General features: G+C 71.6%; 13 protein-coding genes. 6 read left to right on the top strand and 7 right to left on the bottom strand.

The window, feature by feature from the left end; genetic code table 11:
* Positions 1 to 13 precede the first annotated feature (13 nt).
* Both APR04_RS23925 and APR04_RS23920 read left to right on the top strand, forming a co-directional pair.
* Entirely contained in the window at positions 14 to 1,075 is a 1,062-nt protein-coding gene (locus APR04_RS23925) for a hypothetical protein (protein WP_253875212.1), read from the top strand.
* A 285-nt stretch (positions 1,076 to 1,360) separates the two neighbouring features.
* Positions 1,361 to 2,671, top strand: coding sequence for an MFS transporter (locus APR04_RS23920; protein WP_253875209.1), 1,311 nt, complete (start codon positions 1,361 to 1,363; stop codon positions 2,669 to 2,671).
* Positions 2,672 to 2,751: 80 nt separating this feature from the next.
* Here APR04_RS23920 and APR04_RS23915 read toward each other — a convergent pair whose 3' ends face one another.
* The 3 genes from APR04_RS23915 to APR04_RS23905 form a co-directional block, all read right to left on the bottom strand.
* Positions 2,752 to 4,224 (bottom strand): flotillin family protein, encoded by a 1,473-nt coding sequence (locus APR04_RS23915; protein ID WP_253875207.1) that lies wholly within the window; start codon positions 4,222 to 4,224, stop codon positions 2,752 to 2,754.
* Between the two features lie 94 nt (positions 4,225 to 4,318).
* Positions 4,319 to 4,783: an NfeD family protein gene (locus APR04_RS23910; RefSeq protein ID WP_253875206.1), complete on the bottom strand. Its 465-nt coding sequence runs from the start codon at positions 4,781 to 4,783 to the stop codon at positions 4,319 to 4,321.
* Between the two features lie 97 nt (positions 4,784 to 4,880).
* Positions 4,881 to 6,101 (bottom strand): MFS transporter, encoded by a 1,221-nt coding sequence (locus APR04_RS23905; protein WP_253875204.1) that lies wholly within the window; start codon positions 6,099 to 6,101, stop codon positions 4,881 to 4,883.
* A 113-nt stretch (positions 6,102 to 6,214) separates the two neighbouring features.
* Here APR04_RS23905 and APR04_RS23900 point away from each other — a divergent pair, with 113 nt between their 5' ends.
* Complete coding sequence (locus tag APR04_RS23900) at positions 6,215 to 6,523, top strand: GNAT family N-acetyltransferase (RefSeq protein ID WP_253875195.1); 309 nt, start codon at positions 6,215 to 6,217, stop codon at positions 6,521 to 6,523.
* 15 nt (positions 6,524 to 6,538) lie between these two features.
* Here APR04_RS23900 and APR04_RS23895 read toward each other — a convergent pair whose 3' ends face one another.
* The 3 genes from APR04_RS23895 to APR04_RS23885 are packed head-to-tail and all read right to left on the bottom strand — an operon-like array spanning position 6,539 to position 9,437.
* The gene (locus APR04_RS23895) at positions 6,539 to 7,990 is read right to left on the bottom strand and encodes a phytoene desaturase family protein (RefSeq protein WP_253875193.1); all 1,452 of its coding nucleotides are present in this window, start codon (positions 7,988 to 7,990) and stop codon (positions 6,539 to 6,541) included.
* Complete coding sequence (locus APR04_RS23890) at positions 7,987 to 8,997, bottom strand: HTTM domain-containing protein (RefSeq protein WP_253875191.1); 1,011 nt, start codon at positions 8,995 to 8,997, stop codon at positions 7,987 to 7,989. The genes APR04_RS23895 and APR04_RS23890 overlap by 4 nt, the downstream gene beginning before the upstream one ends.
* The gene (locus APR04_RS23885) at positions 8,994 to 9,437 is read right to left on the bottom strand and encodes a hypothetical protein (protein WP_253875189.1); all 444 of its coding nucleotides are present in this window, start codon (positions 9,435 to 9,437) and stop codon (positions 8,994 to 8,996) included. Before APR04_RS23885 ends, APR04_RS23890 begins: the two co-directional genes overlap by 4 nt.
* Positions 9,438 to 9,702: 265 nt before the next feature.
* On the opposite strand from APR04_RS23885, the gene APR04_RS23880 reads away from it, so the two are divergent.
* Positions 9,703 to 11,403, top strand: coding sequence for a glycoside hydrolase family 10-like protein (locus APR04_RS23880; protein ID WP_253875187.1), 1,701 nt, complete (start codon positions 9,703 to 9,705; stop codon positions 11,401 to 11,403).
* Between the two features lie 25 nt (positions 11,404 to 11,428).
* Here the strand turns inward: APR04_RS23880 and APR04_RS23875 are convergent, their stop codons facing one another.
* Positions 11,429 to 11,764: a rhodanese-like domain-containing protein gene (locus APR04_RS23875; RefSeq protein WP_253875185.1), complete on the bottom strand. Its 336-nt coding sequence runs from the start codon at positions 11,762 to 11,764 to the stop codon at positions 11,429 to 11,431.
* A gap of 95 nt (positions 11,765 to 11,859) precedes the next feature.
* Here APR04_RS23875 and pgm point away from each other — a divergent pair, with 95 nt between their 5' ends.
* Positions 11,860 to 13,557: a phosphoglucomutase (alpha-D-glucose-1,6-bisphosphate-dependent) gene (gene pgm, locus APR04_RS23870; RefSeq protein ID WP_253875183.1), complete on the top strand. Its 1,698-nt coding sequence runs from the start codon at positions 11,860 to 11,862 to the stop codon at positions 13,555 to 13,557.
* 101 nt (positions 13,558 to 13,658) lie between these two features.
* The gene (locus APR04_RS23865; protein WP_253875181.1) at positions 13,659 to 14,630 is read left to right on the top strand and encodes a glycoside hydrolase family 6 protein; all 972 of its coding nucleotides are present in this window, start codon (positions 13,659 to 13,661) and stop codon (positions 14,628 to 14,630) included.

Raw genomic sequence — 14,630 nt, 5'->3', positions numbered from 1 at the left:
CAAGGAGAGAGTCATGGACAGAAACATCCGGCGAGTGCTGTACACGGCACTTGTCGCGGGTGGCCTCGTGGTCGTCGGCGCCTCCTCCGCGTACGCCGCAGGGGACGGGCTGTCGGATCCGGTCGTGGCCGCGGTGGTCGACGGGACGCTGGGTGGCGACGGCCTGGTCGACGACCTGCTGACGGGTGGCCTGCCGGGCGGCGCCGAGGGGCTGCTGCCGGAGGGCCCTGACACAGGTCAGCCGGGCACGGATGAGCCGGGTACCGACCCCGGCACCGATGGCCCCGGGACCATCGACCCTCCTGGAACGGAGGAGCCGGGAACGGAGGAGCCTGGAACGGAGGAGCCTGGAACGGGCGAGCCTGGAACGGGCGAGCCGGGGACGGGCGAGCCGGGGACGGGCGAGCCGGGGACGGGCGAGCCGGGAGCCGACGCTCCTGGAGCTGACCGACCCGGAACGGGTCGCCCCGGGAGCGGTGGCCCCGGAGCGGACCATGGAACTGATCGTCCAGGTACCGGCGGTCATGATGCCGGACCTCGTACGGAGCGTCCCGGCACGGGCAAGCCTGGGACCGACGGACCTGACATCACGGAGCCGCACACCACGGAGCCGCGCACCGCGCAGCCACGCACCACTGAGCCGCACACCGGGTACTCCGGTGGCGAGCTGCCCAGCGGGGGAGCGGCCGGGCCGATCGTCGTCGGCCCTGGTTCAGGTGGCTCCAGCACCGGCACCCCGAGCACCGACGACTCTGGGCCGAGAGCCCAGGAGGACCACGGCAGGCCCGCTGCTACGCCTGGTCCGGGCGAGTCCCTCCCCGCCGGGGGAGTCGACCTCGCGTGGGGCGGCAAGGCCGGTCCTGTCCTGACGTCCAGCAGCGGGACCATGCTGGCGGGCGGCCTGGACGAAGACCTGCGTGGCACATCGACCGAGCCCGAGGCGGAGGCGGAGCCGGCACAGCAGGTGCCCGACGCATCCCTCGCCGAGACGGGCCACATGATCACGGGGCAGCTCTCGCTGATCTCGCTCCTTCTGGGGCTGGGGATCGCGGCGCTCCGAATGCGTCGCCGGTAGAGCGTGGCTCGACCACGCTCTACCGGTCGGCAATCGATCCGGGTTCGGCCTTCGTCCGTGAGCCATCAAGGTGGCTCACGAACGAAGACCGACCCAGGCCCGGGTCGGTAGGTTCGAGGGTCGGGGCGCCGCTGGGGGGCGCCCCGGCCCGCGGACCAGGACAGTACAGAGCGGGGCTCAGGACATCGGGGGGTGTCCTGAGCCCCCGCTCTGGCGTGCACGGGAGGGGCATCTCACTCCGACGCACCCGGCCGTACACCGGACGAGGCCTACGATCGGGGCACCATGCGCCATCTGCTCGCCGACATCACCCCGCTGAGGGTGTCACCGGACTACCGGCGTCTGTGGATCGGGCTGTCGATCTCGAACATCGGCACCCAGGTGACCATCGTGGCGGTGGGCCTGCAGATCTACGCCCTGACCGGATCCACCCTCGCGGTAGGTCTGCTGGGCCTGTTCTCGCTGGTCCCGCTCGTAGCGCTCGGCCTGTACGGCGGGGCGCTCGTGGACCACTACGACCGGCGCAAGGTCTCGCTCCTGTCCTCGTCGGTCCTGTGGGTCGTCGTGGCGGCCATCGCGGCGCAGGCCTGGTTCGAGGTCGAGTCGGTGGACCTGCTGTACGGGCTGGTCGCCCTGCAGAGCGCGGCGTTCGCCATCAACAACCCGGCCCGGTCGGCGATCATCCCGCGCCTGCTCCCCAAGGAGCTCCTGCCGGCGGCCAACGCGCTGGCGACGCTCTCCATGAACGTCGCGCTGACCGGAGGGCCGCTGATCGGCGCCGTGCTGGTGGCCCAGCTCGACTATGCCTGGGCCTACACGCTGGACATGGTGCTGTTCCTCGCGGCGCTCTGGTCGGTGTTCCGGCTGCCGCCGGTGCCGCCGGAGCGTGACGCCGCCGTCGGCGTCGTGCTGAACAGCCGGGGCCGCGTGCGGGCCGTCGGGCTGCGGTCGGTCCTGGACGGCCTGCGTTACCTCGCCACCCAGCCCAACGTGCGCACCACGTTCCTCGTCGACATCTGCGCCATGGTCCTGTCCTTCCCGCGCGTCCTGTGGCCAGCTGCCGGCGTCGTCTACCTCGGCGGCGGCGAGACGACGACGGGTGTGCTCGCCGCGGCGTTCGCGGTCGGCGGCGTCCTCGCGAGCGTGTTCTCCGGCGGGCTGACGCGCATGCGCATGCAGGGGCAGGTGATCATCTGGGCGATCACGGCGTGGGGTGCGTCGATCGCCGCCTTCGGGCTCGTCCTCGTGCTCGTGGGCCGAGGCTCACCGGACGGGGTGATCGTCTGGGCCGTCGTGGCGGCGGGGATCGCGCTCGCGTTCGCTGGCGGGTCCGACAGCATCTCCTCGGTGTTCCGGCAGAGCATCCTGCAGACCGCGACGCCGGACCATATGCGCGGGCGTCTGCAGGGCGTGTTCATCGTGGTGGTCGCCGGCGGGCCGCGCCTCGGGGAGATGGTCCTCGGCGTCGAGGCGACGTGGTTCGGCGAGGGCTGGGCTGCCGTCGTCGGCGGCCTCACGTGCCTGGTGCTGCTCTGGCTGGTGGTCCGCCTGACCCCTGACTTCTGGCGCTACGACGCCCGCCACCCGACCCCCTGACCGTTGAGTGCCGGGCATCTGTTGGCTCAAAAACGTTCGGAGCCGACGGATACCCAGCACTCGACGGTTCGGGAAGTGGGTCAGTTCTTCCCGGCTGCCCCCGGGGCCTCGGTGGGGGCGGCGCCGTTGGTGGGGCCGGCCAGGTTCGAGATGAGCTGGTTGATGTCCACGCCGGTGAGCTGCTTGATGACGCCCTGGCCTTCGCCGATCACGGACGCCACGTTCTTGGTGATGGCGGAGGCGCCGTCGGTCGAGATCACGGTCATGCCCTGGATCGAGGCCATGGGCTCGGCGGCGGCGCGGACGATGTCGGGCATCCGCTCGATGAGCTCCTGCACCAGGGCTGCCTCACCGTACTTGCGCAGTGCCTCGGCCTTGGCGTCGATGGCGGTGGCCTCGGCGAGGCCCTCGGCCTCGACGGCGATGGCGCGCGCCCGGCCCTCGGCCTCGACACCGGCGGCGAGGGCGACCTGCCGGTCGCGCTCGGCTTCACCGGCGCGGCGCACCGACTCGGCGGACGCCTCGGCGTCCTGCAGAGCTGCCGTCTTGTTCGCCTGGGCGATGGTGGTGCGCTTGTACGCCTCGGCCTCCGTGGCCGCGTTCTCGGCGTCACGGCGGGCGTTGGCGCCCTGCACCTCTGCGTAGGCCTGAGCCTCGGCCGGCTTGCGGACCTCGATGTCGAGGCGCTCCTGCTCCACGCGCGCCTTCTCGGCCATGGCCTCGCGCTCCTGCTGGGCCACGAGCCGGTCCTGCTCGGCACGGGCGAGCTGGCCGGCGGCGTCGGCCTCGGCGTTCGCCTTGTCCGTCACGGCCTTGATGGTGGCCTTCTTGAGGTCGAGCGCCTTCTTGCGCTCTGCGATCTGCTCGGCTGCCTCGATCACGGCGAACTCGGAGGCACGGTTGGCCTCCGCCTCGGAGACCTCGGCGAGCTGCCGGGCGTTGGCGGCCTCGGCGCGGCCGAGGTTCGCGAGGTAGTCCGATCCCGGGGTCGAGATGTCGGAGATGTTGAGCAGGTCGACCTGGAGGCCCTGCTCGGAGAGGTCGGTCTTCGTGGACTGGACCACGCGGTCGGAGAGGCCCTTGCGGTCCGAGATGATCTGCTCGATCGTCATGTCGCCGACGATCGACCGCAGCGAGCCCTCGAGGGACTCCTTGATGATCTCGGTCAGCAGGTGCTGCTGCGACAGGAAGCGCTGGGCCGCCCGCCGGACGCCCTCCTCGTCACCGCGCACCTTGAAGTTGATCGACGCCTTGATCGCGATCTTGATGCGGTTCTTGTCGACACCCTCGACGGTGATGCCGATCTGGCGCTGCTCCAGAGAGATCGCGAAGCCCTGCTGCAGCACCGGCCACACGAATGCCCGGCCGCCCACGACGACGCGCTGGCTCGCCAGCTGGGCCTCGGACTTCCCGGCGCCACGGCCCACGATGATCAGGGCCTCGTTCGGCGGTACGCGCCGGATGCGGCTCGCGACGAACGCGAGGACGAGGAAGATCGCGAGCACGCCTGCTACTACGGCGATGACGCCCACTAGTTGACCTGTCAGTTCCATGCCGGCTCCTGGGGTTTGGGGTGGCCAGGCACGCGGATGGTCCCGGCCGGATATGTGGTTGTGCGGGGAGAGGGGGACTGCTGGTGCCCGGGACTCAGCGCGGCACGGGCTCGACCTTGACGCGCGCGCCGTGCTGCTCGACGACGACGATCCGCGTGCCGTGCTCGATGGGCTCGTCGGAGAAGGCCAGCCGGGTCTCGAGCTCCGTGACGGCATCGAGAGAGACCTCGCCGTGGCCACGGTCGACGTCGGACGTGACGGAGCCCTGAGCGCCCACGAGCGACACGGGGGCGCCGTCGTCACCCGCCTTGAGGCGCTTGAGCAGCACGTTGACGAGGACGATCACCAGGATCGCGACGACGAGCCCCGCCGGGTAGGCGACCCACGGCTCGAGGCCGGAGGAGAGCACGACCATGCCGGTCGCGCCGAACAGCATCCCTCCAGCGCCCAGCGAGGTGCCCGAGAGGGCGCCGTCTGCCAGGTCCAGGAAGTCGCCGAACACGAGCGAGGCGACGGCGATCGCGAGCCCGAGAAGACCGATGATGATGAAGACGAGCATCCCGGTTCCGTTCGTGAAGATTTGGAAAAGTCGGATGCAACGTATCAGGCGGGCGCTTGCCATCTGGGCGTCAAGAGGGTGAAGTGCGGCGCGCCCGTCAACGCCCCGCCGACTGGCGCCGGAGCGTGCGGCTCGCGGCCAGGGTCAGCAGGGTGGCGAACCACGCAGCTCCCACGGTGACGAGGAAGCCCGCGTCCGCCCCCGCGGCCTCCACGCGTGCCCCGGCGAGCCATGCGCCGAGGGAGGCTCCGATGCCGATCGAGGTGCCTACCCACGTGAGGGCCTCGGTGAGCTGGTGCTTACCGACCATGTCCTGCACCAGGCCGTTCCCGGTGATGATGGTGGGCGCTGCCGCCAGCCCGGCCACGAACAGCACGACTGCGAGGGTCCAGAGCGAGCTCGCGAGGAAGTACAGGGACATCCCCGGGCCGAGCGCCGCCATCCCGATCACGAACCGACGCGCCGCAGGGCTGGTGAAGTGCCTGGCACCGTAGGTGAGTCCGGCGAGCATCGAGCCGAGCGCGAAGATCGCGAGCACGACGCCGGCCATCCCCTTGTTGCCCAGCTCCTCTGCGAACGCCACGGTAGCGACCTCCATGGAGCCGAAGATCATGCCCATCGCGACGAAGACGAGCACCATCACCGGCATGCCGGGCGTGAGCACGACGGGGCGGCTGCGCACCTCGGCGTCGGGCACCACGACGGGCGGTTCCGTGGCGCGTTGCACCAGGAACAGCAGGCCGCCCACCACGGCCACCGCCAGGGCGAGGACCAGGGCCGACGGCGGCGCGACCGCCGTCGCGAGCACCGTGGCGAGCACCGGGCCGACGATGTAGACCAGCTCGTCGATCGACGACTCCAGCGAGTAGGCGGTGTGCAGACGGCGCGGGTCGTCGAGCGCATGGTTCCAGCGTGCGCGGACCATGGAGCCGTACGAGCCCTGGCTACCGCCGGCGAGCACGGCGAACGGCCACAGCACCCACTCGGGAGCGCCCAGCACGGCGGCGGTGACGAGCCCGCCCAGGCCGACGGCGGACACGGCGAGTGCGGGCAGCAGCACCGTCCGCTGGCCACGGCGGTCCACCCAGCGCGCGATCTGTGGGGCGATGAAGGCCTGCGCGAGCCCCAGCACCGCAGCCACCCGGCCTGCCATGGCGTAGCTGTCGTAGAGGCCCTGCACCATGAGCACGGCGCCGATGCCGACCATCGACATGGGCAGACGGGCGAGCGAGCCGGCCGCGGAGAACCTGAGCGCTCCAGGGGTGCGCAGGACCGCTGCGTACGGGTTGGAGCGGGGTGGAGCCGCGGTCTCTGGCACGGCTCGAGTGTCCCACCGGCCACTGACACGCTCGTGCTGTTTTATCGCAGGCGTCGGGCCGGCCACCGAGGGCGGGTGGCGTGCGGCCGCCTCCAGGGCACACGATTGTCGGCATGACCGACGAACCGCAGGTGACAGTGGCCGACAACCCCGAGAAGTCCCGCTTCGAGGTGAGCATCGACGGCACCCTGGCCGGCTTCGCCGCCTACGAGGTCGATTCGGGGACCGTCACCTTCGTGCACACGAGGGTGTTCGAGGAGTACGAGGGTCAGGGCCTGGCGGGCCGGCTCGCGAAGGAGTCGCTCGCCATGGTGCGCGCGGCGGGCGGCACCGTCGTGCCGGAGTGCTCCTACATCCGTGCGTACGTGCGGAAGCACGCGCCCGAGTACGACGACCTGCTCCGGGACGGCCCCGAGGAGTGAGCCCGCGGGCGCCGGCTACCCCGCGTCCGCACCGAGCAGCCGGAGCACGCGACGGGCGGCGTACAGCCCGCCCAGCCCGTGCACCCCGGGTCCTGGCGGCGTCGACGACGAGCAGAGCAGGACGTTCGGCGCTCCGGTCGCGTAGGGGTCCCGGTACCGCGCGGGGCCGGACAGGAGGCGCGGGATCGTGAGCGCGCCGCCGAGGATGTCGCCGTCGACCAGGGCCGCGTTGTGGCCGGACATCCGCGCGGCCGGCACGCAGCGTGCGGCGACGACGACATCCCGGAACCCGGGGGCGAACCGCTCGATCTGGCGGATCACCGCCTCTGTGACGTCCACGTCGGAACCGGCCGGCACGTGGGCGTAGGCCCAGAGGGGGCGCAGGCCACCGACCTCCCTGCCGGGATCGCTCACTGCTGGGTCCGAGACCAGGCACACGGGCCGTGCGGCGTGCCGTCCGGCGGCGACGTCACGTTCGGCGGTTGCGGTCTCGGCCCTGGTCCCGCCGACGTGCACGGTCCCGGCGCGTCCGACGTCGGGCACGGTCCAGGGGATTGGACCCGACAGCACGAGGTCCACCTTGGCGGCGGCGTTGCCGTGCCGGAACCCCATGAGCCGACGACGCACGCGGGCCGGCAGCTCGTCGCCGAGGACCTGCGCGACGACGCCGGGCGGCGTCGCGAAGACGTACGCCCGGGCCGGTGGCAGGTCCGCACGGGTGCGCACGGGATGGCCGGTCACGAGGGTGCCACCGTGCCGCTCCAGGTCACGGATCAGCGCCTCCGTGAGGGCTCCGGAGCCGCCCCGTGGAACGGCCCAGCCGCCCGGGGAGTGTGCGAGGGCAGCGAGCACGAGAGCCACCGCGGCCGCGGGGACCGATGGCAGCGGGGCGATGGCGTGCGTGGCCACGCCGGAGAGCAGAGCGGGCGCCACGTCACCACGGAACCTGGCTCCCCACGCCGGTGTGCCCTGCTCCAGCACGCCCAGGGCGAGCCGGGTGAGCAGCGGCAGGTCGCGCGGGTGTACGTCCCCCGGCACGCGCTGCAGGTCACCGAGCCCCAGCTCGACCAGGCGGTCCCACCGTCGAGCGAGCTCGCCCAGCAGGCGTTCCCATGCCGGACCGTCCGCGCCGAGGCAGGCCACCGTGGCGGAGAGCGACCGGTGGGCGATCCCCGCCCGGCCGCCGGGCAGCGGCTGGGCGTAGGACACGTCGGGCGTCAGCAGCTCCACACCGAGCGACGCCAGGTCCAGCCCGCGAAAGAAGGGCGAGGCGGCCGCCATCGGGTGCACGGCCGAGCAGATGTCGTGCACGACGCCGGGTGCGAGGCCCAGGTCGAGCGTCCGGGCTCCGCCGCCGGCGGTCCCCTGCTCCTCCAGCACGGTGACGGGGACGCCGGCGCGGGCGAACGTGACCGCCGCCGCCAGCCCGTTGGGCCCGGAACCGACCACGACGACGCCGTCGCTCATCCGTGTGCCACCGGTACGTCCCGGGTGCTCGCCGGCCCGGCTCCGGGTGCGGCCCCGGCCCCGGGCCCAGCGCGAGGGCCCGTCCTGGCTGCTCGACGCAGGACGATCCTGTCCCGCAGCGCCGCCCACCCGGTCGGTACCCCGGTGGCGAGAGTGACGGCCCACACGGTGAGCCACCACGGTGCGTAGTCGAGCCCCAGGCACACCCAGATGGACAGGTGCATGGCGGTCACGGCACCGGCGAACACCAGCCGGGTCGACCGCCAGCACAGGAGGAGCGGTGCGCCGAGCTCCAGGGCCAGCGCACCGCCGGCGAGCAGCCGAGGTAGCACAGGGGTCTCGGCCAGCGCGCGCACGAGCTCGGGGCTCACCGGTGACGAGTCGGCGCCCTGCAGGAGCACCCATGACATGTTGTCGGAGAATACCCAGGCCAGGCCGCTGTGCCGCAGCTTCTGCAGGCCGGTCAGGAAGTAGACGCAGCCGACCACCGCGAGCGCGGCCCGTGGCGTCCATCCCCACGTGATCGCGCGGGCGGCCCTGTCCACATTGCCGGCGGCAGGCCGGTTCGAGCGGTTCGGTGCGCGCGCGAACAGGACGGGAAAGGTCGCGGTGAGCAGCAGGAGGTCGTTGTGGTGGAACTTTCCCGACGCGCCCCAGAGCCCGGCGAGGACCAGGAGCGAGAGCCACGAGAGGACGAGGCCGGCTCGGGGAGCTCGGCGGACCACCACGAGCGCCACGCCGGCGAGCCCGACGACCTGGATCGCGACGAGCACCGACGGGGGCAGGCGCGGCAGCCAGCCCAGGATCCAGAGGTGTGAGGTGAGCTCGACGGGGCGCTCCGCGACGAGGCTCCAGTCGTGCGCCAGCAGGCGGAGCGCGATGATCAGGGCAAGGGCCACCCGGAGCAGGGCCACGGGGCCGGGGCGGCCGGGGGCGACGACGGCGGCGTCGAACCTGCGGCCCAGCCATCCGGCCAGCCTGAGCGTGGCGCGGACGAGGTGGCTCACAGGACCTCGTTCCACACCGTGGTCAGGGCGGTCTCGGTCGTCACGTGCGTGACCGGGTCGACGGCGCGGTCCACCTTGTCGATGCGGACCCGCACCACGTCGGCGCCGTCGATGTTGCAGTCGGCGAACCACGTGCCGAGCATGACGTCTCGGGTCCTGGTGTCGACGTCGGGCAGCCTGGGTACGAACCGCATGGTCTCCCGCAGCACGGGATGGTCGACGCAGCTCACCGCCTGCTCCGTGCCGTCGCCGTAGCTCACCATCAGCCGCTGGCTCGAGGTCGCGTCGCTACGGACGGTGCTGAACAGGCGGTAGGCCGAGAACGGCCAGAAGTCGACGCCGACGAGGGCTACCACCAGCAGCAGCGCCGGCGCGCCGTAGGCGACGCCGCGCGCGAGGTGCCGGGCTCGGGTGACCGGGTTCATCATCTGTTCTGTCACGCGCTGTTCACGCGCGACCGTTCGCAAAGGTTGTTGGTGAGGAGGCGTGAAAATAAACTCCACAATCTCGATCGCACTGCAAACTTCACATCCGGAGCGACATGTGCGAGAGTTTCCCCACGGCGTCGCCCGGTGGCATTGTTCGTCACCGCACTGTTCCGGACCGGCGCCGGCCAACGTAGCAGCTTGCCGCAGCACACCGCACGAACACAACAGAGAGCACCACGGCACCAACCCCCAGCAGCCAGTACCGGAGGTCAAGCACGTGAGGCAGCCCGCCAGCCATGAGGCGACACCCACGCCCGCCTATGCGCGCACCACGTCGCACCCGCCGGCCAAGCTGTCCGGGCTGACGTCGGGGTTCGGCCGCCGTGAGTTCCTCACGATGGCGACGGCGGGCACTGCCGCGGCGGCGATCAGCATCACGATCGCTGCCCTCGACCCGGCGACGGCGCTCGGCGCTCCGGCCATGACGGGGAACGCCACGCCGCAGCCGTCGTCGGCCGCGGACCTCAAGCGCGAGCTGCGAGCCATGTGGATCGCCTCCGTGGTCAACATCGACTGGCCCTCGACGAGCGGCCTCGACGCGGACACCCAGAAGGCCGAGTTCCTGCACTGGCTCGACGTGGCGGAGGAGAACCGGCTGAACGCCGTGTTCGTACAGGTGCGGCCGACAGCCGACGCCTTCTACGAGAGCCCGTACGAGCCGTGGTCCCAGTACCTCACGGGCACGCAGGGGCAGGACCCGGGCTACGACCCGCTCGGGTTCATGGTGGAGGAGGCGCACAAGCGCAACATCGAGCTGCACGCCTGGTTCAACCCGTACCGCGTGTCGATGCAGACCGACCCGGCGCAGCTCGTCGCTGACCACCCGGCGCGGCAGCACCCGGACTGGGTGTGGGCGTACGGCGGCAAGCTCTACTTCGACCCGGGCATCCCCGAGGCGCAGGAGCACATCCAGCAGGCGATCCTGCACGCCGTCGAGAACTACGACATCGACGGTGTGCACTTCGACGACTACTTCTACCCGTACCCGGTGGCCGGCCAGGTGCTGCCCGACGCGGGAACCTACGAACAGTACGGTGCCGACTTCGACACGATCGAGGACTGGCGGCGGGGGAACGTCGACCGCTTCGTCGAGACGATGAGCGAGCGGATCAAGGCGACGAAGCCCTGGGTGAAGTTCGGGATCAGCCCGTTCGGCATCTGGCGCAACTCCAGCACCGACCCTCTGGGCTCGGACACCGGCGGCTCGGAGTCGTTCGACGACCAGTTCGCCGACACCCGCAAGTGGGTGCTCGAGGGCTGGCTCGACTACATCAACCCGCAGATCTACTGGCAGATCGGGCTCACGGTCGCCGACTACGCGGTCCTCGTCCCGTGGTGGGCAGAGGTCGCGGCGCAGTCCGGCACGCAGCTCTACGTCGGTGAGGCCCTGTACAAGATGACGAGCGGGGTCTTCACCGACCCGGAGGAGCTCACGAACCACCTCGACCTGTGCCGTGAGGTCAGCCGCGACGTCGGCCCGGTCCACGGCAACGTCTACTACTCCGCGAAGCACATACCCGTCGACGCGCAGGGCGGCATGTCGAAGGTCGTCGAGGACCACTACCAGTACCCGGCGCTGATGCCGCCGATGCCGCACCTGCCGGCCGAACCCGTGGTCACCCCGGTCCTCGCGAACGCCCGCCGGGTGCGTGGCGGCGTCCGCCTCCACGTGGCGGACATCGGCACCAAGGCCGCGAGGGCGACGTCGTTCGCGGTGTACCGCGTGCCCGGCGCCGCGCGCTTCGTGGACACGAACGACCCGGCGAACCTCGTGGGGACCTTCCGCTCAGCGGGCGGGCGCGTCCAGTCGTGGCTCGATACCTCGGCTGAAGCGGGCACGGACTACACCTACGTCGTCACCGCGCTGGACCGGGTCTGGAACGAGACCGACCCGAGCCAGCCCCGCACCACCAGGTAGCGCGTCGGGGCGGGCCCAGGGCGGTTCAGCGCTCGACGGGCAGTCCTGCACCCTGCCAGGCGACGATCCCGCCGTCGAGGTTCGTCGCCTCGAAGCCCACCGCCTCGTTGAGCCACTGCGCCGCGCGTGCCGAACGGCCGCCGGAGTGGCACATGACCAGGACCTGCGAGTCGGCGTCCAGCTCGCCGTACCGCGCGGGGAGGTCGCTCAGCGGGATGTGCACGGCGCCGGGGGCGTGGCCGGAGTCCCACTCGTCCTGCTCGCGCACGTCCAGCAGGGTGGACTCGTCGGGAACGGGGGAGGTCGGGTCGAGCTCGCTGGGGTGGACCGTGGGGACCTCTGGCAGCATCGGCGGGAACACGCCTCCAGCCTACGACGGCGACCCGAGGTCCCGATCGCGACGGACGTGCCCGGTAATCACGACGGACGTGCCCGGTACCTGGCAGTATCACCTGCATGGATGCGCGTGCCGGTACCCCCGCCCAGCCCAGCGACCTGATCGACGTCGACCAGGTGGTCGGCGCCTACTACGACCTCTCGCCCGACCCGGACGACCCTGGCCAGCAGGTCGCGTTCGGTACCTCCGGCCACCGCGGGTCGAGCCTCGACCACGCCTTCAACGAGGCCCACATCGTCGCGATCACCGCCGCGATCGTGGAGTACCGGCGTGGTCAGGGCACTGACGGCCCGTTGTTCATCGGCCGGGACACGCACGCGCTGTCCCGCCCGGCCTGGCAGACGGCGCTGGAGGTGCTCGCAGCGGCCGACGTCGACGTCATGGTCGACGCCCGCGACTCCTGGACGCCGACCCCCGCCGTCAGTCAGTCGATCCTGCTGCACAACCAGACGCGGTTCGCCGAGGGGACGCCCGGCCTGGCCGCGCCCGGTGCCGGGCTGGCGGACGGGATAGTCGTCACGCCGTCGCACAACCCGCCGCGCGACGGCGGGTTCAAGTACAACCCGCCGCATGGTGGCCCCGCCGACTCCGCCGCGACCGGGTGGATCGCCGACCGGGCTAACGAGATCCTGCGCACCGGCGTCGGGCAGGTGAAGCGGGTGCCCCTTGACACCGCGCTGGGTTCCGACCGGACGCACCGCCACGACTTCCTGTCCTCCTATGTGGACGACCTCGGCGGCGTGCTGGACCTCGAGATCATCCGCGCGTCAGGCGTGCGGATCGGCGCCGACCCCCTGGGCGGGGCGTCGGTCGAGTACTGGGGCGAGATCGCTGACCGGTACGGCCTCGACCTCACCGTGGTGAACCCGCGGGTCGACCCGCGGTGGGCGTTCATGACGCTCGACTGGGACGGCAAGATCCGCATGGACTGCAGCTCGCCGTACGCGATGGCGTCGCTGGTGCAGCGGATGACCGGTGGCGTGGACGGCTCGACGGGGCAGGCGCCCTTCGACATCGCGAGTGGCAACGACGCAGACTCGGACCGGCACGGCATCGTCACCGCCGACGGCCTCATGAACCCCAACCACTTCCTCGCGGTGGCCATCGAGTACCTGTACGGCGGGAACCGGCCGAGCTGGCCCACCGGTGCCGCGATCGGCAAGACGCTCGTGTCGTCAGCGCTCATCGACCGGGTGGCCGGAGGACTGGACCGACGCCTCCTGGAGGTGCCGGTCGGCTTCAAGTGGTTCGTCCCGGGCCTGCTCTCCGGCGAGATCGGGTTCGGCGGCGAGGAGTCGGCGGGGGCGTCGTTCCTGCGCAAGGACGGCCGTGTGTGGTCGACGGACAAGGACGGGATCCTGCTCGCGCTGCTCGCCTCCGAGGTCACGGCGACCACGGGCAGGACGCCGTCCGAGCACCACGCCTCGCAGGTCGAGCGTTACGGGGAGAGCTGGTACGCCCGGGTCGACGCGGCGGCCACCCGGGAGCAGAAGGCCCGGCTCGGCGCGCTGTCGCCGTCGGACGTCACGTCGACCACGCTCGCCGGACAGGAGATCACGGCGAAGCTCACCGAGGCCCCGGGCAACGGGGCGAAGATCGGCGGGCTCAAGGTCACGACGGCGGACGCGTGGTTCGCCGCGCGGCCGAGCGGCACCGAGGACGTCTACAAGATCTATGCGGAGTCGTTCGTGTCCGCCGAGCACCTCACCGAGGTGCAGGAGGCCGCGAAGGCACTGGTCGACGACGCCCTCGCCTAAACGTTTCGCGTGCTTCCGCCGGCAGCGGCGTTCTTCCTAGCGTCACGCGGGTACACCTCGGCCGGTCCGGCCGGGGTGAACCCGACCGAACGGAGAGCGCCATGCCTCGCGTACGACGTCGTACCCGGACGGCGGCCCTGGCCGCAGCCCTCGCCCTCATGACCACCGGCGCCATCGCGGTGTCGCAGACCGCTACGGCGGGAGTGACCAGCCTGAGCGCTGCGGAGGCCGCTGCGCCGGACCTCTACGTGGACCCCACCACGCAGGCGTACGCGGCCTGGGAGGCGGCGAGCGGCCAGGACAAGGACCTGCTCGCGAAGATCGCCCTGACCCCGCAGTCGTACTGGGTGGGCAACTGGGCGGACGCCGACCACTCACGTGAGGAGGTGGCGGACTACACCGGCCGTGCCGCGGCCGCCGGGCAGACCGGCGTCCTGACGGTGTACGCGATCCCCGGCCGCGACTGCGGCAACCACTCAGGGGGCGGAGTGCCCGAGAGCGAGTACGCGCGGTGGGTCGACACGGTGGCGACCGGCATCGAGGGCAACCCCGTCGTGATCCTCGAGCCCGATGCGCTGGCCCAGCTCGGTGACTGCGACGGGCAGGGCGACCGTGTCGGCTACCTGCGGTACGCGGCAGCAGCCCTGACCGACGCCGGCGCGCGCGTCTACATCGACGCGGGGCACTCCGGGTGGCTGAGTGCGAGCGACGCCGCACGGCGGCTGCAGCTGATCGGGTTCACGGACGCCGTAGGGTTCGCGCTCAACACCTCGAACTACCAGACGACAGCGGACACCCAGGCGTATGCCGAGCAGGTGTCGTCGCAGGTGAACGGGCGGCCGTACGTGATCGACACGTCGCGCAACGGCAACGGCTCCAACGGGGAGTGGTGCAACCCGCGCGGACGCGCGCTGGGCGAGCAGCCGCGGCTCGTCGACGACGCGACGTCGCTCGACGCGCTGCTGTGGGTCAAGCTCCCCGGCGAGTCGGACGGCGCGTGCAACGGCGGCCCCGCGGCCGGCCAGTGGTGGCAGGAGATCGCCCTGGAGCTGGCGGCCAACGCGAGCTGGTGA

Source organism: Promicromonospora umidemergens (assembly GCF_024171995.1).
In the GTDB taxonomy this organism is placed as follows: Bacteria; Actinomycetota; Actinomycetes; order Actinomycetales; family Cellulomonadaceae; genus Promicromonospora; species Promicromonospora umidemergens.
The sequence above is the reverse complement of the archived record's forward strand: the minus strand, read 5'-3'. Positions and strand labels throughout refer to the sequence as shown.

What these genes read in the sequence shown, in the direction of transcription:
- APR04_RS23925 (WP_253875212.1), top strand. Translation starts at nt 14, where the DNA reads ATGGACAGAAACATCCGGCGAGTGCTGTACACGGCACTTGTCGCGGGT.
- APR04_RS23920 (WP_253875209.1), top strand. Translation starts at nt 1,361, where the DNA reads ATGCGCCATCTGCTCGCCGACATCACCCCGCTGAGGGTGTCACCGGAC.
- APR04_RS23915 (WP_253875207.1), bottom strand. Translation starts at nt 4,224, where the DNA reads ATGGAACTGACAGGTCAACTAGTGGGCGTCATCGCCGTAGTAGCAGGC.
- APR04_RS23910 (WP_253875206.1), bottom strand. Translation starts at nt 4,783, where the DNA reads ATGCTCGTCTTCATCATCATCGGTCTTCTCGGGCTCGCGATCGCCGTC.
- APR04_RS23900 (WP_253875195.1), top strand. Translation starts at nt 6,215, where the DNA reads ATGACCGACGAACCGCAGGTGACAGTGGCCGACAACCCCGAGAAGTCC.
- APR04_RS23895 (WP_253875193.1), bottom strand. Translation starts at nt 7,990, where the DNA reads ATGAGCGACGGCGTCGTCGTGGTCGGTTCCGGGCCCAACGGGCTGGCG.
- pgm (WP_253875183.1), top strand. Translation starts at nt 11,860, where the DNA reads ATGGATGCGCGTGCCGGTACCCCCGCCCAGCCCAGCGACCTGATCGAC.
- APR04_RS23865 (WP_253875181.1), top strand. Translation starts at nt 13,659, where the DNA reads ATGCCTCGCGTACGACGTCGTACCCGGACGGCGGCCCTGGCCGCAGCC.